This is a genomic window from Sphingobium sp. (assembly GCF_036170395.1).
Classification (GTDB): domain Bacteria; phylum Pseudomonadota; class Alphaproteobacteria; order Sphingomonadales; family Sphingomonadaceae; genus Sphingobium.
Genome location: NZ_JAVHPD010000047.1, coordinates 145,211 through 166,361 on the forward strand (window position 1 = coordinate 145,211; position 21,151 = coordinate 166,361).

Consider the following 21,151-nt stretch of genomic DNA (forward strand, 5'->3'; position numbering starts at 1 on the left):
CGCTGGCAATAAGATTGGGACACGAAACCCCCGAGTTGAAACGGCGTTGAAAAGCCGGATCAAACTAGTCGAGGGCGGGGCGCCGGACTGGTTTCCGCAGATGGAAACAGTCGTGATTTACTGGTCGAACATCTCGATCTGGCGCGCATCGCGCGGCCGCTGTAGATCAAGCAGCGGTTCGGCATCTGTGCCTTCGTCCGTGTGGTTAATCAAGGTGGAGAGGTGACGCACCGGCATGCGTAACCAGGCTGCGCCTTCACTGACGGTCAGGCGCTTGGCACGGACCAGGGCGACGACACCCGCCCGGCGGGCGCGCGCCAGAGCGCTGCGGCCGGCGGGTATCTGCAATTTCTCACGCCCATATATCCGCGACAGGACGGCGGCCTGGTCACGGCCGAGGACTTCTGCGAAGGGGCTGCGCGACGCATCGAGCGGCACGTAGACATATTGGCCGGCAAACGCATCGACGAGCCGCAGCGTGTCATAGGCGCCGATATGCGCAGCCATGTCGAGCATCAGCGCCGGCCAGCTCCGGTGGGGCTTGGCATCCTGCGGTATCGGCAACTCGTCGGGCCGGGTGTTCAGCGGGCGCGCCATCAGTCACGCACCTCCTTGCCCTTCAAACGCCGCAGCTTGCGTCCGAGCAGGCGGATGGCGGTGTCCAATTCGGCGGTCGACCACATATGGTGGTTCGCGACGAGGCCCAGCGCGGTCTGGAGGTAATAGACGTGGTGCCCGTGAAGAGCGCCTCCCGCGCGCAAAGCGTCTCCGATCGCAGTCAATACCGCGTGGCGTTCCGCATGCAGATCAGTGTAGTCCGGCGTAGCCTGGACGATCCGGACCGTCTGTTCCTGTGCCGGCCACTGCACGCCCACCCGCTCCAGCCAGCTCTTAAGTGCTTCGATCACGCTTGCGGCCTTGCGATGGTCGAGGAATTTGAGGGCGGAGACGTGGGCTTGCCGCTCGACGAACGCCGATATGGCCCGGTCGCCTGGTTCTTCGATCGCGCCCAACCAGTAGAGCGACCACCATAGCGCCTTGATTTTTCCAATATGGGCACGATGGCCCATCGGCCCCTTCCAGCCTTTGTTGAAATGGTCGAGCAGGCGGCCCAACTCGGCGATGGTCATGTCGGACATGCTCGCCTTGCCGATCAGATCCTCCTGAATGGCCTTGCGCATATCGTCGTCGATCGCCTGCCGCTTGCAAGCGGCCCGGATCGCGATGATAAGGCGCTTGCGGCCTTCCTCCGTCTTCCCCTGCCGACGGCTACCGAACTGGATATGGGTGCGGCGTGCTTCAGTCATGGTCGCCGGCCTCCCGCTTGGCCAGTTCGGCGCGCAGCTGATCGTCGGTGACCGCCGAGAGATCAGGCATGACCGAGGCGGGCGCGAAGGAGCGGTCGCGGCCCGGCAGCTTCACCAGATAGCCGCGCTCGATCAACGCCTGCACGCGGCGGTGGACGCCGCCCGTCGAGGATAGCCCTTCCAACGCGGTCAGCTCGCGGATTGTCGGCGCCACCCCATGCTGACCGTGATAGGCTTGGATGTGAGTGAGCGTCCGGCGCATTTCGGGGGTCATGCATCGTCTCCGTAGTATGGAAGGCCGAGATGAGGCGCGGGCAGCGCCGCGCGCGACAGCGGCGTTGAGCGGGCCTTATGCGGCGGCGTCGTCGGCGGTGGCGGCGGATGCTGGGCCTCGTGCAGCTCTTGCAGCACGCGGCTGAGCGCGTAGGAGTCAGTCAACTCCAGCACGATCGTCAGCTTCGTCGCTTTTGCACCAGAGACGGTGGAAAAGGATTTCACCTTCCCCTGGTCGCGGTCGAAGTGGATGAATATGCCGTCTGTCATTGGAGCGTCCCAATGGACGGCGAAAGCGGAGCCATGGCTTCGTTCGCTTGCTCCACGGCCTGCGCGAACAGGCCGGCGACGGCGTCGATCATCATGCCGCTAAGCAGGACCGACATGCCTTCGCCGTCCTTCACCAGCGACACCACGATCGAGCCATTCACATTTCCGAAGGCGATGCCAGTTCGCCCCGCCGGGCTTACGGCGCGCTCGACTGGCATGTCGACGCCGCGCGCCTTCACCGGATGCATTTGCTTATCCACCCTTCTTCTCCTTGAAGTGGTTATGGAATTCGATGGCGAGCGCGCGCATTCGGGCTGGATCGGCGAGGTCGCGAATGTCGACCACCTCCTGCAGCGCTTCGACCGGACGGGTGCGTCCACCGGGCTTGCGGTCCAGAGCGAAGCTGAGCCGCTGCGGGCTTTCGGCCGCGATGATGTAGACGCGGATCATCGCGGCCCGCCTTCCTGCGGAGGCGAGGCTTTCAGCAGGGCATCATGGCCGGCTACGAACAATGCTTCAGGAAGCAGCAGTTCGCCGATAATGCTGGCGTAGATGATGGCCGACAGCGCATCATACAGATCGGTCGCGGCCGCCATGGCCATGCCGTCCTCGACGGACACGGTTTCTGCCAGTTCGGCAATCAGGCCCATATCCTCTGTATCGAGGATGGTCCCGGTCGGCGCGTCATAGTAGAAGCTCATGCAGCCGCCCTCGCGGCATAATAGCGGCGCAGTGCCTTCAGGAGCATGGCCGACCCGATCGCCGCATCCTTCATCCACAGATCAGGGTTGCCCGCCACGCCGATGCCCGAGCCGCTAGGATCGTAGCGAATGACGGGGGTGGGCGCGGGGCAGTAATCCGGGTTGTCGAAGATGAACTTGCGGATCATCGCCTCGCGCTCGGGCGTAAGGAGGAGCTGTTCGTTCACCAGCTTGGTGATGAACCCCCGGTCGCGCGTGATGGCACGGCCCAGTTCCGCTTGCGTGATGCCCGTCTTCTTCAGATAGGCGCGGATTTCGTCGAAGATCGTCATGCCGCTTTCCTCCCGCCATGGCGGTTCCATTGGGCGGCGGCGGCTTCGTCGTTCCGCTCCTCATCTTCGACCCACGGGCCTTCAGCCTCACAGGAAAGGCTGGGGCAGACGACGGCGGTGACGACCGTGTCATCCCGCGTCGATCGGACACGGATATGCGGCACGCGACCGCAGGAGCAGCGGTTAAGCGCGGGCATGAGCATTCTCCGTGGCGATCCTGACGGTCGCGTTGCCCTTCCAGCGGTCGAGCAGGCCGGTATCCGCCGACCAGGAGCAACTGGCCGTTACACCGGCGACGCGAAGAATGTTCGGGTCGCCGCGCCGATAGAAGGCGCGGTGGTTCGCAACGAGGCCGGCGATGATGTCGGCGGCGGGGGTCTTGCTGCCCAGTTCCGCCAAGACATAGTCTGACGCGGACTGAAGGCGAGCGAGCATTACAGGCGTCATGCCGCTGCCTCCTCGATCTCGACTGGCAGCGTCGGCGCCTCTTTCCGTTCAGCGCGGTCAATGAAGAATTCGTCTGCCTGATGGTTGCGCGCGCCGAGCCACAAGAGGAGCTGGCCCAGCTCGTCATTGTCGATGATGGCTGCGATGCATGCCTGCTTGTCGAGCTTGGTGGAGATGCGCAGCAGCTCGGAGAGGCCGAGCGCTGCCAGTTCGTCGATCAGTGTTTCCGCCTTGATGCCGTCATGCTTGAGCGCCGGGGTCGACGTGCGCTCCCCGATCTTGCAGCCGGCGAGCGTTACGGACTTGCGCTTCCCCTCGGTGAGGGACGGCGCGGCGACGGCCCACCAAGCGCGGAGCTGGCGGAAAATGTCCTTCGCCCGCTGCTCGAGCGGCGCAACGAACTCGTCCCGTGCCGCCTCGATCTTAGCGATGGAGGATGCGCTGTCGAGCTTCAGTTCGTCGCTCTTGTCGAGCAGGTCACGATATTCGGCGATCAAGTCGACGGCCTGTTCGATCGTCTGCGGTGCTTCTTGCTTGGGCGCTTTGCGCCTGGAGGTGGCCATCAATATTGTCCTTCCGTCGTGATGCTGGGAATGAAGGGAGACATGAGCGGGATCGCCGTTGCGCACCGGGCGCACTCGGCCATGGTCCGCCCGACCAGCCAGTGACTGCCGCCGCAGCCTGGGCAGCAATTGGTCTCGGCCGGACGGTAGAGGATGACGTGCCCCCGTTCGGAGGGCAGCGCGCGATAGTCGGTGTGGGGCGCGTCCTTCATGGCAGCGCCGCCATGATGATGATGCCCACCAAGATGATCGGCGCGCCGACGAAGATCGCCTGCGCCAGCGCGATGCGGAATTCGACGGCGCCGAGTTCGACATGGCGGTCAGACAGCAGGCTGCGACCGATCTGCGCCAGATGGATCAGGCGAGACATCATGAAGGGTCTCCATCGTTATTGTTGGAACAGGTCGGGCAGGCCGCCGCATATTGATGATGGAGCTGGTTGCGGGGCGGTCCCTTGCGACGCCGGGCACGCAGGCAGCTCGCCAGCGGGATCGGCCCGAACAGCGGGCAATTCACATCCTCGCCGCCATAGGCCGCCCTGACGAGGCGTTCGGCCTCGGCATAGCTCCCGGCATAGTTTTGGTTGATGAGGCGGCTGATGTAGCCGCTGGACTTGCCCAGCCGCTCGCCGACCACGCGCTGATTGTCGGTGTCGCAAGCGCTGGCCAGCAGGCGCACCCATGCGGGCATCTGGTCGCCCCAAGCCGCTACCGCGCGTTCTATGTTTGTGCTGGAGGCATTAAGAGACATGGTGAATTTCCCCGGCTAAAATTTTTTGGCTCGAAAGCAGGGGGAAGCGCTGGCCGCTGTTGGCGTCGACCAGGGCGACTACTGTCCGCCCCGCATATTCGACGCGGGGATGGGTCGGCCCGGATGGTCGGGAAAGTCGCCAACGTGGCTGATCGTCTCCGAGGCGATCCGTGCGGCGGAGATATCCGGCGCGGGTCAACTGATTGAGGACGCGACGTGCTGCGCGCGCTTCGACCGTCGCGGCGAAGCATATCTCGACCAGGTCGAAACTCCGCATGACACGCACGGCCGACCAGATGCGCTGGCGGGTCGAACGCGCCTTTGGTTCGCGCGCCGGTTCCCCAACGGCGGGCGGGTCGCGGAACGTCCGCGCCTTGGCTTGCATGATATAAGACTCCGGCTTCTCGATCCGCTCGATCAGGCCGGCCCCGCGCCAGCGATTGAGCAGATGAAGGGTGTCGGCCACAGTCGGTCGCTGGGCTGCATCGCCCGCGTCGTTGGCCAGGATGATTTCGGCGAGGCCGACCGGCGCCAGGGCGAAGCGCAGGATCGTCCAAGCCGCCAGCTCGGGGTTCCGCATGCGGATTGTGGGCGCGCTGTTCACGGCAGCGGCTCCCGACAGCGGACATCGTCCAGCCAGTTCATCGCCTCGTCGGCGCTGGCCTCGGTTGGTCCAAGCTCGGTTTTGCCCTTGCCATGTTGCCCGGTAGGGAAAGCGGCGACGCTCGCCATCATCGCATCGCAGCCGTTGGGGCGGAGCGCGCGCAGCACGAGCGAGCCGGTCCATCCGTTGCTGAAATTGAAGCGGACGCGAGGGGCGTGCGTTTCAGGGCAAAGGTCCGCTTCGAAGCTGGCTTTCAGCAGGTTCGCGCTGGTCATCAGGCGAACTCCTTGCGGCGCACGGGCAAGTCCCCATTGGAGACAGGGCGGTTCCCCCACCAAGTCGCGTCGATCTCGCCCACACCGTCTTCGGCGGCGGCGCGCTGAGCGGCCCGTAGGTTCGTGACGATGCGTCGCGTTATGCCTTTGCAGCGCTTCTGAAAAAGCTCCGCCAGATCGTCGGAAACGCGGACGCGCGTGCAGTAATGATCCCGCAACTTCAGGGCGTCCGCGAGCGAGGCAGGCTGCGCCGGGGTGGCGATCAGGACACGGTTGTCGAACCGCTCCCATTCCTTCAGCTTGGACGGCAACGCCTCTTCGCCAATCAGCATGATCGCGATCGGCGTGCTGTCATGGATGTCGCGGATGATCTCGACCGACCGCTTGTTCACCAGATGGTCGGTTTCGTCGATGATCAGCGCGCGCGGTTCGTGGTTGAGTTGATCGACGATCTGGCGGAGGATTTTCGGCGCAGTCTTTTCGAACCGCGTGATCCCAAGCTCTTCGGCAATCGCCTCAAGCAGGGTGCGCTGCGACCATACGGACTGCGCGGCGATATAGGCCGCGCCCGTGCGGGCGGCCACGAAGGATGCGGCGACCGTCTTTCCGAAGCCTGAGAAGCCGTAGAACAGGCCGATGCGAGGCGAGTCCACCCCCGCATCTTCGCATTCGAGGACGGTGCGGAGCGCGAGGCTCATGTTGGTCAGCGGCGCATGACCGCGCGGTCCATCGCCAAGGTCGAGGCGCGGTTGGGAGGCAAGGCTGTTCATAGGTTCTTCTCCGGTCGTGCAATGGAGTTGAAAGGCTGTTGTCATGCTGCCCCCTGACGGCGCTCGGACGGGGCTTCGGGCGTTGGGCCGAAGCTGAGGGTCATCATCTTGTGAGCGCGATATTCGGCGGTGGTGGCGTAGAGGCGCGCACGGTTGAGCGCGTCGGCGTCGACGGCCTCGCCGCGCGCGGCGCTGGCGATGATGGCGTCGGCCTCGGCCATCTTGTCGTCCGGCGTGCGAGCAGACGTCCGAGTGGGAGTGGGTTCGGCGATCAGCCGCTCGACCGCCGAGATGTCGGGCACGGCGGGAGCGGGCGCGTTGGTGATGCTGTCCATTGCCGCAGTCGACCGAGTTTCCGTCGGACGTGGGAAATGGGTGAGCTTACCGGCGCGCTCCGCTTCGTCGCGCAGGACGCGATCCACGGCGGCATCGACCGAGAAGGATGCTTTTTTCTTGCGAAGCTCGGCGCGCTGGTCGTTAATGAACTTCGCCATCTCGCGGCGTGCGGCCAAGGCTATGACTTGTTGTGAGAAACCCTTGCGCTCGACGTTCACGGCCGTGTCGATATAGCTGCCGGCCTCGTCGAAGATGTAGAGCTCGCCAAGGTCGCCCTCGTCCCAACGCAGCATGACCTGCTTGCCCATGAACGGCACAAGCGTGTCCGCCCAATAACGGCCGCTCTTCCAGCGAACGCCGCGCTTGGTGACGGTCGCGGAACCGATGACGGCGCTAAACGCGATCTTCAGCAGGCTTTCGGTCGGCGCCGATCGGGCCGGCTGCGGAGAGCGCTGCCACTTCTCCATCGGCGCCATGCCGATCATGCTGTGCTTGCGCTGATGGTAGGTGCCGTCCACCCAGGCATCCAAGATGCGCTGCAGCTCGACGCTGTCGATCGTCGCCTCGATGACGGCCCGGCCATTCTTCTTCTTGGCGCGCGCGCGAAGCATCTGCGCCTGGGCGACATTGTGACCGACGAAGCCCTTGAGCATCGCCGCGCGTTCGCGGTTGAAGGTGCCGAACACACGCTCGACGTGGGGCTTGTCTTCCGGGTGTCCGGGCAGGCAGGGGTCAAGCTTGATGCCGACCGCATCTAGCGAGGCGATGATGGACGCATTGATGAAGCCCGAGCCGTTGTCGACCTTCAGAACCGCTGGCATGACGCCCCAAGCCAGCATCGTGCTGACCAACATCCCCCGCACCGACTGAGCGCTTTCGCTTTCGACCACCAGAAAGCGCGCGCGTCGGCTCCAGCGGTCGATGATGCCCAAGATGGCCTTGCGGCCATCGGTGCACATCACGTCGGCCTTGGTCGTGTCGATCTCCCACATTTCGTGCGCGTAGGATACGGTCGCATCCATGCGCCCGAGCGCTGGGCGATACATCGACTTGTATTTGTCCGGGTCGCGTTCTGCGGCGAGAAGGACTTTGTGCTCCTTCTCGATACGCTGCATGAAGCGCTGCAGCGTCCGAAGATCGGGCAGCGCCCCAAAGCTAGCCTTGAGCATCTCCATGACACGCGGTGCGGCATGTTTGTGCTGGGCTAGAATGACTAGGACTGCGTCCGCCACAAGGGGATGATGATCGAACCAATCTCCCTTGGGCCTGCCGACCGGTCTTGCCATCGAGAGGGTCGGCTCAGCGTGGCGGTTCAAGAAATCCGAGCGTGCAGCGGCTGGCAGACTCTGGACTTCATAGAAGCAAGCTTCGCCACCCCGAACCTTGCGCATCTCATACGGCCACCCTTCGACGGCCGCGCGGACCCGGATGCCGGTCTTGGTGGTCGGCAGGCCAGCGAGCCGCAGTTGGGCGATCTCCTGGGCGCTCAGATGTGTGGCAGTCCCCCCGCAGGCGCTCATTTGGCGGCTCCCGCAAGCGGCACGCAAATTTTCGCGGTGTGAACGCAGAGGAAACAAGACTCTGCAAATCCGCTGTGATAGGCGGTGGTCATGCAGCGTCGCTCCGCGTGCTTGTCAGTGACAGGCGATTGCCCGTCTTGTCGTAGCGTGACGGCCAAATGCTTCGAGGATGGAGGTCGAGGAAGTCCGCGATGATCTTTTCAGCTTTCGCCGACACACGAGCATGCAGCGCCAGCGACATTTGCTGGCGGGATAGACCGTTCTTCCGCCCCAGCGCCGAGAGGGTCGCGCCAGCCTTACGCACGGCCGCCTTAATGTCTTCAGGGTGCATGTCGTGTGTAAGCACGTCATCTCTCTCGGTTGCTGTCTATTGACATGCATAATGACAGGTAAAATGACAGGTCAAGAAAAAAATGAAAGGTCGCGCGTGGTTGGCTGGTCGCCGGCCGCTGCGGCGCGCTTGAAAGCGGCAGTCAAACGATACGGAAGTCAGGGCCATGTGGCGGAACTGAGCCAGATATCCCGGCAGTCGCTTGTCGACATTCTGGGTGGTCGGGCGGTGCCAACGGTCGGCACGCTCGCCCGTCTCTGCGACGTCTTGGCGCTAACCGACTCGGAAATTCTTGGCGACGCGCGTGGGCCGAGTGATGCCGCACCCGACTTGGATGCGATGGCGTTCGTGCCTCTCCATGACGTAGTCGTGTCGGCTGGCAGCGGGGCAATGGCGATGGAGGCGGGGCAGTCCGCAGAAAGCCTTGGTTTCCCGACCGCGTGGCTACGCGGCCGCTTTGGCGACCCGAGCAAGCTCCGCATCGTTCATGTAAAAGGCGACAGCATGGCGCCGGCACTCGGCGACGGGGACATGGTGATGATAAACCTCGGCCGCCGCGATCCCATTGATGGCGTGTTCGTTCTTCGCTTGCATGAGCAGCTGATGGTCAAGCGTGTGCATTTCCCCAGCGCGCGCCGCGTGTTGGTGACAAGCGACAATCGAGATTACGACCGATTTGACCGTATGATCGACCTTGAGAAGGGAGAAGATTTCGAGTTGATCGGTCGCGCGGTATGGGTAGGCAAGGCAATATAGAGGGATACTTTGATGATAAGGCGTCGGCCTAACGGATCAACTCAGTTCGCGATTGGAACGGCGCTGGTTGTAGTTGGTTCGCTTATAGTTGTTGGCTCGTTTTCGGTGCATGTAGCGCAATATCCATCTTTAGACGTGGACGCGCTTACTTTGCGATGGGGGTTGGTCGCCCTCGGCAGCGTCAGTCTCTTCGTAGCGCTCCTTCTGTTCGCTGCCGGATGGATCATCCAGGCTATCTCGTTCCTCCCTGGTGCGTCTGATGCTGGGCAGGCGGGCGAGTTGCTAGAGCTGACCGAGCCGGCGCCGCCTGAGGATCAGCCGTCGCTGACCGCGTGGCTCCTTGTGGGCGCCGCCATCGCACTTGGGCTCCTAGCTGTCATCACCTTCGCATAAGGCCTCTTCGGACTCCCATTTGTTCCCTGTTTGTTCTATGAACGGGCTATCGAGTCGAGGAGGAACATCATGAAGCATTTTGTCCCCGAAGCCCCCGCACGCCCCAACTTTGGACGCTGGCTGCTGGCCCAGCAGAAGCGCGACGATCAAATCGGCGAGCTGGCGAAAGCGGCGCACCGCGATCCCAAATATCCGATCGACGGGGCAGTCCAGGATGTGTCGGCACGACTGAACAAGCTTGAGGCCGATCCAGACATGCATATCGCGCTGGAGGATGCCGAACTGGAATGGCTCGCCTACTGATGCGCAGAATGCCGGCGCGCGAAGTGGCGCAACACCTGGGGAGGGTGCTGCGCGAATGCGATGAATTCAAGGCGCCAACTCCGGCTGATACGGTCGACAAAAATCGCCGGATCGGTGAAGTGGCGGCGGCGCTGGTCAGGAGCATCGACAGCGACTTCATGATGGTCATCCATACAGATCAAGGCAGATGGGGGATCGACGAGCCTGACCCGGCCGGCCCGGCAAGGTGGTATGACGGCTATTCTGGTGGCGCCCATAACGGGTCGGCGACGCGGTCCAGATTTTAAGGCCCGTAGAGGGCCTCCACGTGCACAAGGCTACCAGACAGGCCAATAGTGCTCCGATGCCCATGGGCAGGATGCCCACGGCCAAATAGAGGCTGTTCGTTTCGGAGGCTGGCGTGCATGATGCGGCATGCTCAACGACTGGTCCGACCGCAGCGATGACGATGGCCGTGTCGAACATCGTCATCGGGCGGCCGGCGCCGTTATCGCCGCGATCGTCGCCCTCGGCTCCGTCGCCTGGCTGACCGAGCTGGCAATGCGGCTTATCTGACCCGCTTGCAATCTATTCCGTCATCGTCGATCTGACCTTCGACGGTCGCAGAATGCGGGTTCCGGTGGCGGAGACCATCGCCGCCAAATCGCCCCAGCTATGGATGGGGCATGGATCAGACGCCCCCCGTCATTCGCCTTGCCCGCAGTGGCACCTTCACCTCGAACGAAGGTGTGTCGGTTTCGTTCAACGAAGCTCTGTTCGCGGCTACGGCCGCAGCCTACGATCGCGAGAGCGATCCGGCGCCGCTGGTCATCGGCCATCCTCGTCTGGACGATCCTGCTTATGGCTGGGTCGATAGCCTCACGGTCGAGAATGGCGAGTTGGTGGCGCGGCCCGCCGATGTCGTGCCGGCCTTCGCCGAAGCGGTGCGCAAGAAGCAATATGCCAAGGTGTCGGCCCGCTTCTATCAGCCCGACCACGCCGCCAACCCGAAGCCGGGGGTCTGGTATCTCAAGCACATCGGTTTCCTGGGCGCGCACGCGCCGGGAATAAAGGGGCTGGGCACGGTCCAGTTCGCGGACGGCGCCGACGACGGCGCCGCCACCTTCGATTTTTCACCGGAAAAGGACAGTCAAATGAATGAGGCGAGTTTCGCCGAGCGCGTCACTGCGCTTGAGGAGCGCGAGCGCGCAATTGCTGAACGCGAAGAAGCGGCGATCAAGTCGGCCGCCGAGGCGCTGCACGCAAGCAATGTCAGCTTCGCCGAAGGCCTGGTCAAGTCCGCCAAGCTGGCTCCGGCCGCCAAGGGCCTGCTGGTCGGCATACTCGACGAACTGGATGCCGTCGCTGTCGTCAGCTTCGGCGAAGCAGGAGAAATGACCGCCGCCGCCGCGCTGAAGAAGCTGTTCGACAGTGCCGTTCCGCTCGTCTCCTTCGGCGAGCATGGCAAGAAGCCGGCCGACGAAAAGTCCTACACGAGCTTTGCCGCCCCCGAGGGGTATGACGTCGATCCCGATCAGGCCGCTCTCCACGCGCGCGCGACCACCATCCAACAGGAAAATCCGGGCCTCTCCTGGCTCGACGCCGTCAGGCGCGCGCAGCGCGACGGCTGACCGTCCACCCCTCCAAGCAGGACTGAACCATGCAAAAACATCCCATTTTCACCATGACACAGGTCGCCGCGGCGGCGGTCGCGGCGGCCCGCTTCGTCGGGCTGATGACCGGCCAGCAGTGCGCCTCGGGCGCCAAGGCGCTCGGCGTGTCCCAATATCCCGCCGCTACCGGCGAGGCGTTTGCAGTTGACGTAGTCGGCACCTCGATCGTGGAGGCGGGTGGTGCGATTGCGGCCGGCGCCGAGGTCAAGGCGGCGGCGGACGGTAGCGGCAAGGCCATCGCGCGGGGCGGCTCCGGCCCGCTGGACGGCTACGCGGTCTCGGCCGCAACTGCGGACGGCCAGAAGATCACGGTTCTCCTGACGCTCTGAGGTCGGGCGGCGCTGACGGTCGCCCGGATACTGCCCATGGAAGGCGGCCTGCTCCCGTCAGGCGGCGCAACGGCCTTCCGCCTATTCCATCTCCTTTGAAAGGCCCATTTTATGTCCATGAACGGCGCTCAAGTGCGTGTCGTCGACCCGATCCTGACGCAGCATGCGCGTGGCTACACCAATGCCGGCTTTATCGGCCACTATCTGTTTCCCGAGGTCGACATGCCGACGAGGGCGGCGAAGCGGATCGAGTTCGACCGTTCGTCATTCCGCCGTCGCCGCACTCGGCGCGCGCCTGGTGCGCAGATCGCGGCACTGGAGTTCGGCTATGAAGGGAAGGCGGTCAGCCTCCATCAGGAAGCCCTGTCGGCCGTCACCCCCATCGAGCATCAGCAGGAAGCCGGTGAAGTGCCGGGCATCGATCTGCTGCAGGTCGGCGTCGATACGGTGCTGGCCGTGATCGCGATGGAGAAGGAAATTCAGCAGGCCGAGGTGGCGCGTAACGCCGGCTCCTATGCTGCCTCGAACAAGCTGGTCCTCACGGGCGATAACAAATGGTCCGATCCCGATAGCGACCCCCTGACGCAGGTTTCCGATGCGAAGGAGACCATCCGCGCGCGCATAGGGCGCCGGCCCAATACGCTTGTGATCACCGGCGGGCTGACCACGGACCTGCAGAAGCATCCGAAGATCCGTGAGCATTTCAAGCACACGACGTCGTCGACCATCACGATCCAGATGCTCCAGTCCTATTTCGACGTGCAGAACGTCGTCGCGGGCGATGGCATCTACGACACGGACGCCGGCACGGTCGATATCTGGGGTAGTGACGCCATTCTGGCCTGGGTGCCCCCGGCCGGCCAGCGACAGATGCCGCTGCCGAGCTATGGCTACACCTATCGCCTACGCGGCCATCCGCTGGTCGAACCTGCACGCTGGGACGGCGACATCCGCAGCTGGAAGAACGACGTGCTCGACGAATTCTCGGCCGAGCTGGTCGGCGCCGATGCCGGCTTCCTGTTCCAGGGCGCGCGCTGATCCTTTGCGCCTTGGCCGGGCGGGCGCTGATTAGCGCCCGCCCGCATATTTCATCAGGTTTGGAGTGGGGTATCATGCGGAATTATGAAGTGAAGACGCCTGTGCGCGGCCTGCCTCGGGCGGATCGTCAACGGTCGCCGATTGGCGTGGGCGAAGTCATCGCCCTTCCTGCGGATCGCGCCATGGAGCTGGGTGGCTTCGGCGCGATCGAGCCGACCGAAGCCGAAGTCACGATCCCGCTGAACTGGTCGGCGCTCGCGTCCTCGCTCACCACCCCGATCGCCGTGGTGGCCGTGACCGACCGATACGCACTGGTCGACGCGATCGGCGAGCTGGGCGGAACGGTGTTCTTCCCTGGCGACGGCCTGCCGGACCATGCCGAGGCGGCGCTCGTCGACTTTTCGAACGAGCAGCTACGCGCTGAGCTTGAGTCCCGCGTCGAGGAAGGGCGCCTGTCGCCCGTCTGGCCGATGGGTAAGCCGGTCTTCGTCGGGGTCGATCTTGCAGCCGGGCCTGACACGACTGTTGAAATCGCGCTGCCGCCCGGCATCGAGGGCGCCGAGCTGGCCGGCGACGGTGCCGGCAAGGCCCTGTCTCCGATCGCCGAAGAAGGCGCCGCTGAGAGCAGCGGCGCGGCGGCGCCCGCCTCTCGCAAGCCGACGCGCAAGAATAAGGCGGCGGCGGAATGATGCCGCCGCTCCTCGCCATAGCGGTGGCGCTGTCTGCCTTGGGCCTGCTGGTCATGTTGTCGGCCGCCGTATTCATGCCAAACCATCTGACCGCGCGCTGGCCGACGCGGCTGTTCGATAGCGGCTACGCTATCTTCTGCCTCGCCTTGACGTTTTGGTTGGTGGTATCGTTGATCGCCTTCTTCGCTGAAGCGAGGATGCATGGCGGGTGACGCCATCCTGAAGCAGCCTTCCGAAACGCTGCATCGTCCGGTTACCTTCAATGGGGTGTCGACCGTGACGGCGCTGCACTCGGTCGAAGTCGCGGCCAGGGGCCTGGTCGCTGGCGCTGCGGAGCTGAGAGTCGTGCCTCAGCTTTTTGCGGGCGCCGTAACGCTCGCCATCTCCGAGGGGTCAGATGGCGAGCGTTACCTCATCACTGCCATCGCCGACGACGCGGAAGGTCAGCGCGCCGAAACCGAGCTGGAGATCGCCGTCATAGACATGACGTGGGTGATGCCCGATGGAGGGACGCCGTATCTCACGATCGCCGAATTCATCGACCGCTTCACGCTCGAAGAAGTCCTGGTCATGACGGACACCGGCAAGGGTTGGATCGACCGGGGCTTGCTGGTCGGTGCCCTGGTGAATGCGCAAGCGGTCGCGGACGCGCATATGGCCGCGCGCTATGCCGTTCCGCTGGCCGATGCGCCACTTATCGTCAAGAAAATCGTCGGCGACTTGGCGCGCGCCGAGCTTTATCCACGAGGCGCGCCGGACGGGGTCGATGCGCAGGCGAAGGCGTCGATGCGGATGCTGGAGCGCATCCAGTCGGGCGCATTGCCGGTTCCCTCCGCAACGGTGCCTGCGGCCGCGCCGGCCCAGGATGACATCCTGATTGCCCCCGGCCGGCGGGGCTATCCCGACGGCCTGAAGGGTTATTGAGATGGGCGCGGGCTTCGATGTCACCGTCGAGATGGGTGACGCCGCACTTGACGCCGCGCTGTCGCGCGCGATCAAGGGCGGCGCCGACCTGCGTCAGCCGATGGGCGAGATTGCCGAAGAGTGGATGGACCATGTCCGCGAGCGCTTCGACCAGGAGCGTGACCCGTTCGGCGTGCCGTGGAAGAAGCGGCGGATCGATCCCAATGCGCCGATCGACGTAAAGGACGCCAGCCGGCCGCTGCTGCGCAAGGACGGTTATCTCTTCAACACCGTCGTGCCGGAGTTTGGGTCGGACTTCGCCCAGGTCGGCGTGCTCAAGACGGCCGGGCCGGCGAGGTATGCGCGCATCCACAATGAGGGCGGCACGATCACGCCCAAGAAAGGGAAAGCCTTGTCCTTTGGCGGCCGCCTCGTCGCGAAGGTCGTGATGCCAAAGCGCCAATATGTCGGGTTCGGTCCCGATGAACGCCAGTCGGTCACCGAGGTCATGATCGACTTCCTGCGCGCCCTTTTTGGAGCATCAGCATGATCGCCCAGAAGCCTATCGTCGATCGGCTCGGCGAAGCCGGCTTACGCCACGTGTCAGGCCTGCTCGAATGGGCGAGCCTGACCGAGGCGCCGCGCGCCGTCCCCGCCTTCTTCGTCGTCCCCGAGTCGGATACCGCCGGCCCTAACAAGATGGGGACGCAGGTTCTCGACCAGCGGGTGGCTGAGCAGTTCGGCGTGATCGTGGTGGTCGAGGCGCGCGCGCGCGGTGACAACATGGTGGACGACGGCCTGCAGAAGCAGGTGGATCGGGTGGTCGATGCCTTACTGCTGTGGCGTCATCCCGAGGCCGACAGCCCGACCGAATATGGCGGCGGCCGCTTGTTGTCCGCCGACGGATACCGGGTCGCGTGGCTGATCCGGTTTACGACATCTCGGCACATCAGGAAGGAAGCTCAATGAGCCGGACTGCGACGTCAACCGGAAATGCGGAGCCGACCGAACAGGCGAAGCCGACCCAGCCGCGTCCATGCGACGCCGAAGGTAACGAGCTGGACCAGTGGGGCCTCCCGATCGCCGGGCCGCTGCGCATCGCGCTGCTGGCCGAGCTGGAACGGCCCGATCCCAATCATGAGCCGGATGCCTGGCTCTCGGAAGTGAAGGAGTAATTGCATGGTCGATGCGATCAAGGTCGTCATAGCCAAAAAGGAAACCGTCTATGCGTCTGATGCTGCGCCGACCGGGGCGGCAAATGCCATTCTGACGCGCAACTTCAGCTCTAAGCCGATCGAGACTGACCGGCTGGATCGCAACCTCGATCTTCCGACCTTCGGAGCGCAGCCGTCCGCCACGTCCAACGAGCGGCGGACCATGTCCTACGAAGTCGAGATCGCCGGGTCCGGGGCGGCGGGCACGGCTCCACCGTGGATGGAGCTGCTGGAAGGCTGCGGCATGGCGGCTCCGGCACTGACGCCGGGCGTGAGTGCGGTGCAGAGTTTCGCGGCAGCGGGGGCGGCAGCTTCGTCGCTCACCCAATATGACTATATCGCTGACCAGCGGCGGAAAATGGTCGGATCGGTGGGCACCTTCAGCATCGACCTGACGGCGGGCGCCTACGGGTTCTTCGGTCTTGAGTGGACCGGCCTCGTCCCGCCCGGCACCGCATTCGACAAGACCGCTCCGGGTGCCACGTCGCTGGCGCGCTGGTCCGGTGGGCGGCGGCGCGGCCAATGTCGCGCCCTCTGCGCCGGACGCTGGACCCGAGATCGTGGTCAATGGCCTCAAGGATTTGAAGTCCGGCTTCAAGGGCGGTTACTCGGAATTTTTTGATGAGATGAAGGGCGATTTCCGCGACATCTTTTCGGACATATTCGGTGACAAGGGCATATTCAGCAAATCACTAGGCAAGACGCTTGGTGGACTTGCGGCCGGCGCGCAGACGGGCGCGACCGCTGGGAGCCTTGTGACGGGCATCCTCGGCGTCAAGGGCAGCTCCACCGGGGGCGCGGTCGGGGGCGCGATCGGCAGCGCCATCGCCGGCCCGCTCGGGTCGATCGTCGGCGGCGCGCTCGGCTCGATCGCGGGCGGCCTGCTGAAATCGACACCCAAGGCGAGCGCGACCATCACAGGTGGCAAAGAGGAGGACGTATCAGCCAGCGGCACGAGCGATAGCCTCAAAAAGGCGTCGATTGGCCTTGCCAGTTCGGTGCAGGACACGCTGGCACAGATCGCCGAGCAATTCGGCGGCGAGGTGGGGAAGTTCGCCGTATCGATCGGTATCCGGCACGATGATTATCGCGTCGACCCAACCGGCAGCGGCAAGACGAAAAAGAAGAAGGGCGCGATCGATTTCGACGACGATCAGGCCGGCGCAATCGCCTATGCGGTCATGGACGCCATCACCGACGGCGGGATCACTGGCGTCAGTGCCGCCGTCCAGAAGGCATTGCGCTCGTCCAAGGATTTGGAAGACGCGATGGAAGAGGCGCTGAAGGTCAAGGAGATCGAGCAAATCCTTGGCGGCCTGGGCGGCGAGTTGGAGGCCCAGTTCAAGGCGTTCCAGCGCCAAGCCAGCGAGCGCGTGCGGATCGCGACGGAATATGGCTTCGACGTGGTCGCGATCGAGAAGAAGAACGCCGAGGATCGCGCCGCGCTAATCGAAAGCCTCCTAGAGAAGCAGGTGGGCGGGCTGAAGCGCCTGGTCGAGGAATTGACGTTCGGCTCGCTGTTCGAAGGATCAGCGATCGAGCAGCGCGATGCGTTGATGGCTCAGATCGCGCAGGCGCAAGCCGATGTCGACGCCGGCAAGGATGGTGCGGCCGACAAGCTCGCCCAGCTCTTCGAAAAGCTCTATGCGGTGTCCGAAGAGGCATATGGCTCGACCGGCCAGTTCGCCGCCGACCGCAGCATGATCCTCAACCAAGCGCAGGCCGCGATCGACGCCGCCCAGGAGCGCATCACTGCCGCTTCGAATGCCGGCGCCAGCGATCCCGCGCTGGCTGCGACCAATCAGGCGCTTGACGAGAATAACGACCAGAATGCGCGCCTCATCTCGCTTGTCCAGACATTGCCGGCCGAGATTGCCTCCCGGCTAACAGGCGGCGGCTCGACCCTCCTAAACGCGGCGGCGCTCGCCAGGACGAGCTGAGCCGCCCGCTCTTTCTCATCGTTCATTCCCTTCGGGGTTCCGCCGGCGGATAGACACTCCTTCCGCTCGCCTGCTGCATGCCGGAAGGCATGGCACGACCCCCCCTTATCCTTGTCGAGGCGCAGCCTCGCCGCGTATCGGACGGCGTTACGCACACCGTCCGGCTTGCAGGCGGCGGTGGGGCATTGCCCTACCATTATGGCGACGTCCACTGGCGTGCCGGCATCGAGGCGCTTCCAACGATCATCGCCAGTCTCGACTATGAGGAAGAGATTGTCGGCGGCGGGGTGCCGCAGGCCACCACTTTGAATTTCGCGCCAAACGGTCAAGCCGCCGTAGCTGATCTGGCGAGCTACTTCTGGCCGGACGCGCCGGTGACCGTGCGGGTCGGACCTGAAGGCGCGCTTCCGCCGGTCATCATCTCCGGCAAAGTGCTGGAGATCGCCACGGGCGAGGGCAAGTTGTCGATCGCGCTCGCCGATCCCGCAGCAGATATCAAGAAGCCGCTGCCGCTGTCGCGATACGCCGGCACGGGCGGGCTTGAGGGGCCTTCGGAGTGGAGCGGGCAGATCAAGCGCCGTATCTGGGGCCGCGTTTGGAACCTGCAGGCCGAGCCGATCGATCCCGCTAACAACATCTATTGCTTGGCAGACCCGCTGCGGCCGCTTCAGGCGATCAGTGCGGTGCGGGATCGCGGCGCGCCCGCCGCAGCGCTGACCGTGCTAGCTTGGCAGGGGTCGGCCGCAGCGACGCTCACCGCCCTTCGGGCAGCGGCCGCGCCGGCTGGCGGCGGCGTGATCTGCCCATCCATCGCCTGCATCAAATGGTGGACGAAGCCATCGGGCGATCTGAATGCCGACGTCCTGGGCGAGATCGGGGCCGGCTATGTAGAGACCACGGCAGGCATTGCGGAGCGACTGGTCCAGACGCTCGGCGGTCCATCCTTCGTTGCCGGCACGGTTGCCGCCGCCGTCGCCGCACGGCCCGCGCCGGTGGGGTGGGTGGTCAAGGATGACACGACCACGGTCGCGGCGATGCTTGACGACCTTATGGCGAACAGTTCGCTCATGTGGCTGCTCAGCGCATCCGGGCAGATCATGATCCGTCCTTGGGTGTGGGGCGCGAGCGTCGCGAGCGCGATCAGCGAAGATGTTTCGCGGGTGAAGGTGCTGCGGCCCGTTACGACACGGAGGCTGGGCTATCGCCGGAACGAAGCCAAGATGGCGCGGGGCGATCTGGTGGCGATCGTGCTTGCCAACGAGGTGGCCTATCTCGATGGCACTCCCGCCCAGGACCTTCAGCCCGCCCAAGCCGGCGCCACGCTGGGCGCGCCCTCCGGCACGCCGGTTGGCGCCATCACCGCCGACGATGTCGATAGCACGATCCAGGCGGGCGGCGGCGTCGCGGTCGATCAGGTCGGCACGGCCGCCATCGTCAATAACGCTGTAACGGAAGCCAATTTCGCGGTGCTTGACCTGTTCGGCGCCGAGCTTGGCGCGTCGGATGACAATGTCTGGAGCGACTTCGCCTATTCCGGCGTGGCACTGCAAACCAGCTTCACGGTTCCTGCCGACGCCCCCGACACTGCGGCGATGTTTTGGGTCACCGTGGTCGGTGTGCGAACCGGGGGCGACAATGACCGGATCAGCCTGCGCATGCGGCGCGGCGACGGCACCATCCTCCTGCCGAGCGAGCATAGCTATCTTCTGTTCACCAGCGGCGGCAACCAGGTCATCACGCTGCCGTTCTTCGACACGGCCCCGCCGACCGGCGTAAACGCCTACACAGTGCAGCTCAAGAATGTCGTCGGGCGTCCCGCGTGGGAACGTGGGATCGTCATTCCGATCAGGCTGTCCAAATGAGCCGCTACGCCATCATCCATCCGGCGTCGGGCGCGATCGTCATGGTGACGACGGTTCAGAGCATGATGGCGCCCGATCATCTCGACCGCCGTCCGGCGCCGGCAGGCGTCGATCCGGCCACCCACTGGTGGGATGGCTGGTCCTTCCGGCCGAGGGTCGATGCAGACATTTCGGCCGCGATCGAGGGCGAAACCGTCGTGCTGGACTATCCGGCCGAAGCATGGGTCGCCGCGCCGGACGGCACCATCTCCAGCACCAGGACCTTGCCGCGCGCAAGCGAAAGGCGGCGGCGCATCGTGCTGGTGGGCCGCTATCGCGGCGATCTTTGGATCGAGCCGGGTGACGCAGCATGACCAGCGTCGATCCTGTCTTCGCGCAGTGGCTCATGGCCGACTGCCTCTGGGCGCTCGCCACGGACGCACCCGGCGTCGCCCGGTGGGGCAACAGCGCTCTGACCAAGGAACGGCAGACCACGATCGCAACCCGCGCGGATGCGGAAGCGGAAGCGGCGCGCCAGCTCGCCTTCATGGGGGCCGGTGGCCCGCTGGTCATAGACCAGCATCTCTTGCGCGGCCGATGGGAACCCTATCGTGGCACGGTCATCACTCTGACCGGCAACAAGCTGGGCTATAACTCAGGTGTCGAGGTGTTCGTGCTGGGCGCTGAAGACGCGCTTGGCGCCGGGACAAGCCGCGTCACTGTGCTGCGGAGGCTGTAGGCGGTGGCGAACATCCTCATCACGCCGCCCACGCCAATTGCCGCGCTTGTCGTCTCGCGCGGATCGGGCGCCGCAAATCTGCTCACGACCGATCCGCGCGAAGTCTGGCTGGACAGCACGGTCGGCACGCCGGTGACGATCGATATCGACTTCGGCATCGACCGTATCATCGACACCCTTTTTCTTGGCTGCCTGTTTGCCGCCGATCAGGCGGCGACTTGGACCATAAGCGGTAGCCTTGCTGCCTATGCGGAAAGGGTGATCAAGCCTGCGGGCAAACTGCGCGTCGCGGAACGCGACTGGCGGCGGCGGGTGATGAGCCATGCCCTTTGGTTCGGAGCGGAGCAGTTGGTCCGTTATCTGCGCATATCGATAACCCAGCCAGTGGGCGCATCGCCGCTGGCGATCGGCGCCTTGGTGGCGGGCGAAGGGTTTCAGCCGCGCTACAATAAGGAGTGGGGATCGGGCCGGGGCGTGCGTGACACAGGGACGGTGACCCGGCTTTCCTCGGGCGGCGTCGCGATCGTCGAGGGCGCGCGCTTCGCCACCTACAGCTGGACGCTTGGCGACCTGACCGACGACGAGGTGGACAAGCTTTACGAGCTGCACCTTGACCGGGGCGAGAGCCGCCCGTTGCTCGTGGTGGAGGACCCGGCCGACACGGCCGGCCTGCGAAACCGCATCCGCTATGGGGCGCTCACAGGTCTGCGCGCTTACGAGCGGCGCAACGCCGTCCAGACCAGCTGGCAGATGAGCATGGAAGATTGGGCGATCGAGCCTGATCCGCTCTTCAAATCGCAATCCGTTCCGGCCCTCACCCTGGGCGGCATGCCGCTCACGCTGGGCGGCCAAATCTTGACGTTGGGAGACTAGAA

Annotated in this window: 37 protein-coding genes; 19 read left to right on the forward strand and 18 right to left on the reverse strand. The window is 64.5% G+C overall.

Going from position 1 to position 21,151, the window contains the following annotated elements:
• Positions 1 to 117: 117 nt before the first annotated feature.
• From V2B31_RS13005 to V2B31_RS13090, 18 genes are all read right to left on the reverse strand, one after another.
• The gene (locus V2B31_RS13005; protein ID WP_328279167.1) at positions 118 to 597 is read right to left on the reverse strand and encodes a hypothetical protein; all 480 of its coding nucleotides are present in this window, start codon (positions 595 to 597) and stop codon (positions 118 to 120) included.
• Positions 597 to 1,307 carry a regulatory protein GemA gene (locus V2B31_RS13010; protein WP_328279169.1) on the reverse strand — a complete coding sequence of 237 codons (711 nt, stop codon included), beginning with the start codon at positions 1,305 to 1,307 and terminating at the stop codon, positions 597 to 599. The genes V2B31_RS13005 and V2B31_RS13010 overlap by 1 nt, the downstream gene beginning before the upstream one ends.
• Positions 1,300 to 1,581 (reverse strand): LexA family protein, encoded by a 282-nt coding sequence (locus V2B31_RS13015; protein ID WP_328279171.1) that lies wholly within the window; start codon positions 1,579 to 1,581, stop codon positions 1,300 to 1,302. Before V2B31_RS13015 ends, V2B31_RS13010 begins: the two co-directional genes overlap by 8 nt.
• The gene (locus V2B31_RS13020) at positions 1,578 to 1,850 is read right to left on the reverse strand and encodes a hypothetical protein (protein ID WP_328279173.1); all 273 of its coding nucleotides are present in this window, start codon (positions 1,848 to 1,850) and stop codon (positions 1,578 to 1,580) included. Before V2B31_RS13020 ends, V2B31_RS13015 begins: the two co-directional genes overlap by 4 nt.
• Complete coding sequence (locus V2B31_RS13025) at positions 1,847 to 2,110, reverse strand: hypothetical protein (RefSeq protein WP_328279175.1); 264 nt, start codon at positions 2,108 to 2,110, stop codon at positions 1,847 to 1,849. The genes V2B31_RS13020 and V2B31_RS13025 overlap by 4 nt, the downstream gene beginning before the upstream one ends.
• Complete coding sequence (locus V2B31_RS13030) at positions 2,103 to 2,300, reverse strand: hypothetical protein (protein WP_328279177.1); 198 nt, start codon at positions 2,298 to 2,300, stop codon at positions 2,103 to 2,105. The genes V2B31_RS13025 and V2B31_RS13030 overlap by 8 nt, the downstream gene beginning before the upstream one ends.
• Complete coding sequence (locus V2B31_RS13035) at positions 2,297 to 2,551, reverse strand: hypothetical protein (protein ID WP_328279179.1); 255 nt, start codon at positions 2,549 to 2,551, stop codon at positions 2,297 to 2,299. The genes V2B31_RS13030 and V2B31_RS13035 overlap by 4 nt, the downstream gene beginning before the upstream one ends.
• Positions 2,548 to 2,883 carry a hypothetical protein gene (locus V2B31_RS13040; RefSeq protein WP_328279181.1) on the reverse strand — a complete coding sequence of 112 codons (336 nt, stop codon included), beginning with the start codon at positions 2,881 to 2,883 and terminating at the stop codon, positions 2,548 to 2,550. The genes V2B31_RS13035 and V2B31_RS13040 overlap by 4 nt, the downstream gene beginning before the upstream one ends.
• 183 nt (positions 2,884 to 3,066) lie before the next feature.
• Positions 3,067 to 3,330 (reverse strand): hypothetical protein, encoded by a 264-nt coding sequence (locus tag V2B31_RS13045; RefSeq protein ID WP_328279183.1) that lies wholly within the window; start codon positions 3,328 to 3,330, stop codon positions 3,067 to 3,069.
• Positions 3,327 to 3,893, reverse strand: coding sequence for a host-nuclease inhibitor Gam family protein (locus V2B31_RS13050; protein ID WP_328279185.1), 567 nt, complete (start codon positions 3,891 to 3,893; stop codon positions 3,327 to 3,329). Before V2B31_RS13050 ends, V2B31_RS13045 begins: the two co-directional genes overlap by 4 nt.
• Positions 3,893 to 4,105, reverse strand: a complete 213-nt coding sequence (locus V2B31_RS13055; protein WP_328279187.1) for a hypothetical protein — start codon at positions 4,103 to 4,105, stop codon at positions 3,893 to 3,895. Before V2B31_RS13055 ends, V2B31_RS13050 begins: the two co-directional genes overlap by 1 nt.
• Complete coding sequence (locus V2B31_RS13060) at positions 4,102 to 4,266, reverse strand: hypothetical protein (protein WP_328279189.1); 165 nt, start codon at positions 4,264 to 4,266, stop codon at positions 4,102 to 4,104. The genes V2B31_RS13055 and V2B31_RS13060 overlap by 4 nt, the downstream gene beginning before the upstream one ends.
• A complete protein-coding gene (locus tag V2B31_RS13065; protein WP_328279191.1) occupies positions 4,263 to 4,583 on the reverse strand; it encodes a hypothetical protein in 321 nt (106 codons plus the stop codon). The genes V2B31_RS13060 and V2B31_RS13065 overlap by 4 nt, the downstream gene beginning before the upstream one ends.
• Positions 4,584 to 4,632: 49 nt before the next feature.
• Positions 4,633 to 5,247 carry a hypothetical protein gene (locus tag V2B31_RS13070; RefSeq protein WP_328279193.1) on the reverse strand — a complete coding sequence of 205 codons (615 nt, stop codon included), beginning with the start codon at positions 5,245 to 5,247 and terminating at the stop codon, positions 4,633 to 4,635.
• A complete protein-coding gene (locus V2B31_RS13075) occupies positions 5,244 to 5,522 on the reverse strand; it encodes a hypothetical protein (protein ID WP_328279195.1) in 279 nt (92 codons plus the stop codon). The genes V2B31_RS13070 and V2B31_RS13075 overlap by 4 nt, the downstream gene beginning before the upstream one ends.
• The gene (locus V2B31_RS13080) at positions 5,522 to 6,292 is read right to left on the reverse strand and encodes an ATP-binding protein (protein WP_328279197.1); all 771 of its coding nucleotides are present in this window, start codon (positions 6,290 to 6,292) and stop codon (positions 5,522 to 5,524) included. Before V2B31_RS13080 ends, V2B31_RS13075 begins: the two co-directional genes overlap by 1 nt.
• Before the next feature lie 41 nt (positions 6,293 to 6,333).
• Positions 6,334 to 8,148, reverse strand: coding sequence for a Mu transposase C-terminal domain-containing protein (locus V2B31_RS13085; RefSeq protein WP_328279199.1), 1,815 nt, complete (start codon positions 8,146 to 8,148; stop codon positions 6,334 to 6,336).
• 88 nt (positions 8,149 to 8,236) lie between these two features.
• The gene (locus V2B31_RS13090) at positions 8,237 to 8,479 is read right to left on the reverse strand and encodes a helix-turn-helix domain-containing protein (protein ID WP_328279201.1); all 243 of its coding nucleotides are present in this window, start codon (positions 8,477 to 8,479) and stop codon (positions 8,237 to 8,239) included.
• Positions 8,480 to 8,530: 51 nt separating this feature from the next.
• Between V2B31_RS13090 and V2B31_RS13095 the strand changes: the two genes are divergently transcribed.
• The 19 genes from V2B31_RS13095 (at position 8,531) to V2B31_RS13185 (ending at position 21,149) form a co-directional block, all read left to right on the forward strand.
• The gene (locus tag V2B31_RS13095; RefSeq protein ID WP_328279203.1) at positions 8,531 to 9,235 is read left to right on the forward strand and encodes a LexA family transcriptional regulator; all 705 of its coding nucleotides are present in this window, start codon (positions 8,531 to 8,533) and stop codon (positions 9,233 to 9,235) included.
• Between the two features lie 462 nt (positions 9,236 to 9,697).
• The gene (locus tag V2B31_RS13100) at positions 9,698 to 9,931 is read left to right on the forward strand and encodes a hypothetical protein (protein WP_328279205.1); all 234 of its coding nucleotides are present in this window, start codon (positions 9,698 to 9,700) and stop codon (positions 9,929 to 9,931) included.
• An 8-nt stretch (positions 9,932 to 9,939) separates the two neighbouring features.
• Positions 9,940 to 10,218, forward strand: a complete 279-nt coding sequence (locus tag V2B31_RS13105) for a hypothetical protein (protein WP_328279207.1) — start codon at positions 9,940 to 9,942, stop codon at positions 10,216 to 10,218.
• A gap of 127 nt (positions 10,219 to 10,345) precedes the next feature.
• Positions 10,346 to 10,486 (forward strand): hypothetical protein, encoded by a 141-nt coding sequence (locus V2B31_RS13110; RefSeq protein ID WP_328279209.1) that lies wholly within the window; start codon positions 10,346 to 10,348, stop codon positions 10,484 to 10,486.
• A gap of 110 nt (positions 10,487 to 10,596) precedes the next feature.
• Entirely contained in the window at positions 10,597 to 11,541 is a 945-nt protein-coding gene (locus V2B31_RS13115) for a hypothetical protein (RefSeq protein ID WP_328279211.1), read from the forward strand.
• 29 nt (positions 11,542 to 11,570) lie between these two features.
• Complete coding sequence (locus V2B31_RS13120; RefSeq protein ID WP_328279213.1) at positions 11,571 to 11,912, forward strand: capsid cement protein; 342 nt, start codon at positions 11,571 to 11,573, stop codon at positions 11,910 to 11,912.
• Between the two features lie 111 nt (positions 11,913 to 12,023).
• Positions 12,024 to 12,950 (forward strand): major capsid protein, encoded by a 927-nt coding sequence (locus tag V2B31_RS13125; RefSeq protein WP_328279215.1) that lies wholly within the window; start codon positions 12,024 to 12,026, stop codon positions 12,948 to 12,950.
• 74 nt (positions 12,951 to 13,024) lie between these two features.
• On the forward strand, positions 13,025 to 13,639 hold the full coding sequence (locus V2B31_RS13130) for a hypothetical protein (protein ID WP_328279217.1): 615 nt from the start codon (positions 13,025 to 13,027) through the stop codon (positions 13,637 to 13,639).
• On the forward strand, positions 13,636 to 13,851 hold the full coding sequence (locus tag V2B31_RS13135) for a hypothetical protein (RefSeq protein ID WP_328279219.1): 216 nt from the start codon (positions 13,636 to 13,638) through the stop codon (positions 13,849 to 13,851). Before V2B31_RS13130 ends, V2B31_RS13135 begins: the two co-directional genes overlap by 4 nt.
• Positions 13,841 to 14,563 (forward strand): DUF1320 domain-containing protein, encoded by a 723-nt coding sequence (locus tag V2B31_RS13140; RefSeq protein ID WP_328279221.1) that lies wholly within the window; start codon positions 13,841 to 13,843, stop codon positions 14,561 to 14,563. Before V2B31_RS13135 ends, V2B31_RS13140 begins: the two co-directional genes overlap by 11 nt.
• Position 14,564: 1 nt before the next feature.
• Positions 14,565 to 15,092: a phage virion morphogenesis protein gene (locus tag V2B31_RS13145; RefSeq protein WP_328279223.1), complete on the forward strand. Its 528-nt coding sequence runs from the start codon at positions 14,565 to 14,567 to the stop codon at positions 15,090 to 15,092.
• Positions 15,089 to 15,511: a phage tail terminator protein gene (locus V2B31_RS13150; protein ID WP_328279225.1), complete on the forward strand. Its 423-nt coding sequence runs from the start codon at positions 15,089 to 15,091 to the stop codon at positions 15,509 to 15,511. The genes V2B31_RS13145 and V2B31_RS13150 overlap by 4 nt, the downstream gene beginning before the upstream one ends.
• Positions 15,508 to 15,717, forward strand: a complete 210-nt coding sequence (locus V2B31_RS13155; protein ID WP_328279227.1) for a hypothetical protein — start codon at positions 15,508 to 15,510, stop codon at positions 15,715 to 15,717. Before V2B31_RS13150 ends, V2B31_RS13155 begins: the two co-directional genes overlap by 4 nt.
• Before the next feature lie 4 nt (positions 15,718 to 15,721).
• Entirely contained in the window at positions 15,722 to 16,378 is a 657-nt protein-coding gene (locus V2B31_RS13160; RefSeq protein WP_328279229.1) for a hypothetical protein, read from the forward strand.
• A 4-nt stretch (positions 16,379 to 16,382) separates the two neighbouring features.
• Entirely contained in the window at positions 16,383 to 17,696 is a 1,314-nt protein-coding gene (locus V2B31_RS13165) for a hypothetical protein (protein ID WP_328279231.1), read from the forward strand.
• Between the two features lie 89 nt (positions 17,697 to 17,785).
• A complete protein-coding gene (locus tag V2B31_RS13170) occupies positions 17,786 to 19,558 on the forward strand; it encodes a hypothetical protein (protein WP_328279233.1) in 1,773 nt (590 codons plus the stop codon).
• Positions 19,555 to 19,911: a hypothetical protein gene (locus tag V2B31_RS13175; protein WP_328279235.1), complete on the forward strand. Its 357-nt coding sequence runs from the start codon at positions 19,555 to 19,557 to the stop codon at positions 19,909 to 19,911. The genes V2B31_RS13170 and V2B31_RS13175 overlap by 4 nt, the downstream gene beginning before the upstream one ends.
• Entirely contained in the window at positions 19,908 to 20,276 is a 369-nt protein-coding gene (locus V2B31_RS13180; RefSeq protein WP_328279237.1) for a hypothetical protein, read from the forward strand. Before V2B31_RS13175 ends, V2B31_RS13180 begins: the two co-directional genes overlap by 4 nt.
• 3 nt (positions 20,277 to 20,279) lie before the next feature.
• On the forward strand, positions 20,280 to 21,149 hold the full coding sequence (locus tag V2B31_RS13185; RefSeq protein ID WP_328279239.1) for a hypothetical protein: 870 nt from the start codon (positions 20,280 to 20,282) through the stop codon (positions 21,147 to 21,149).
• The last annotated feature ends 2 nt before the right edge of the window (positions 21,150 to 21,151 follow it).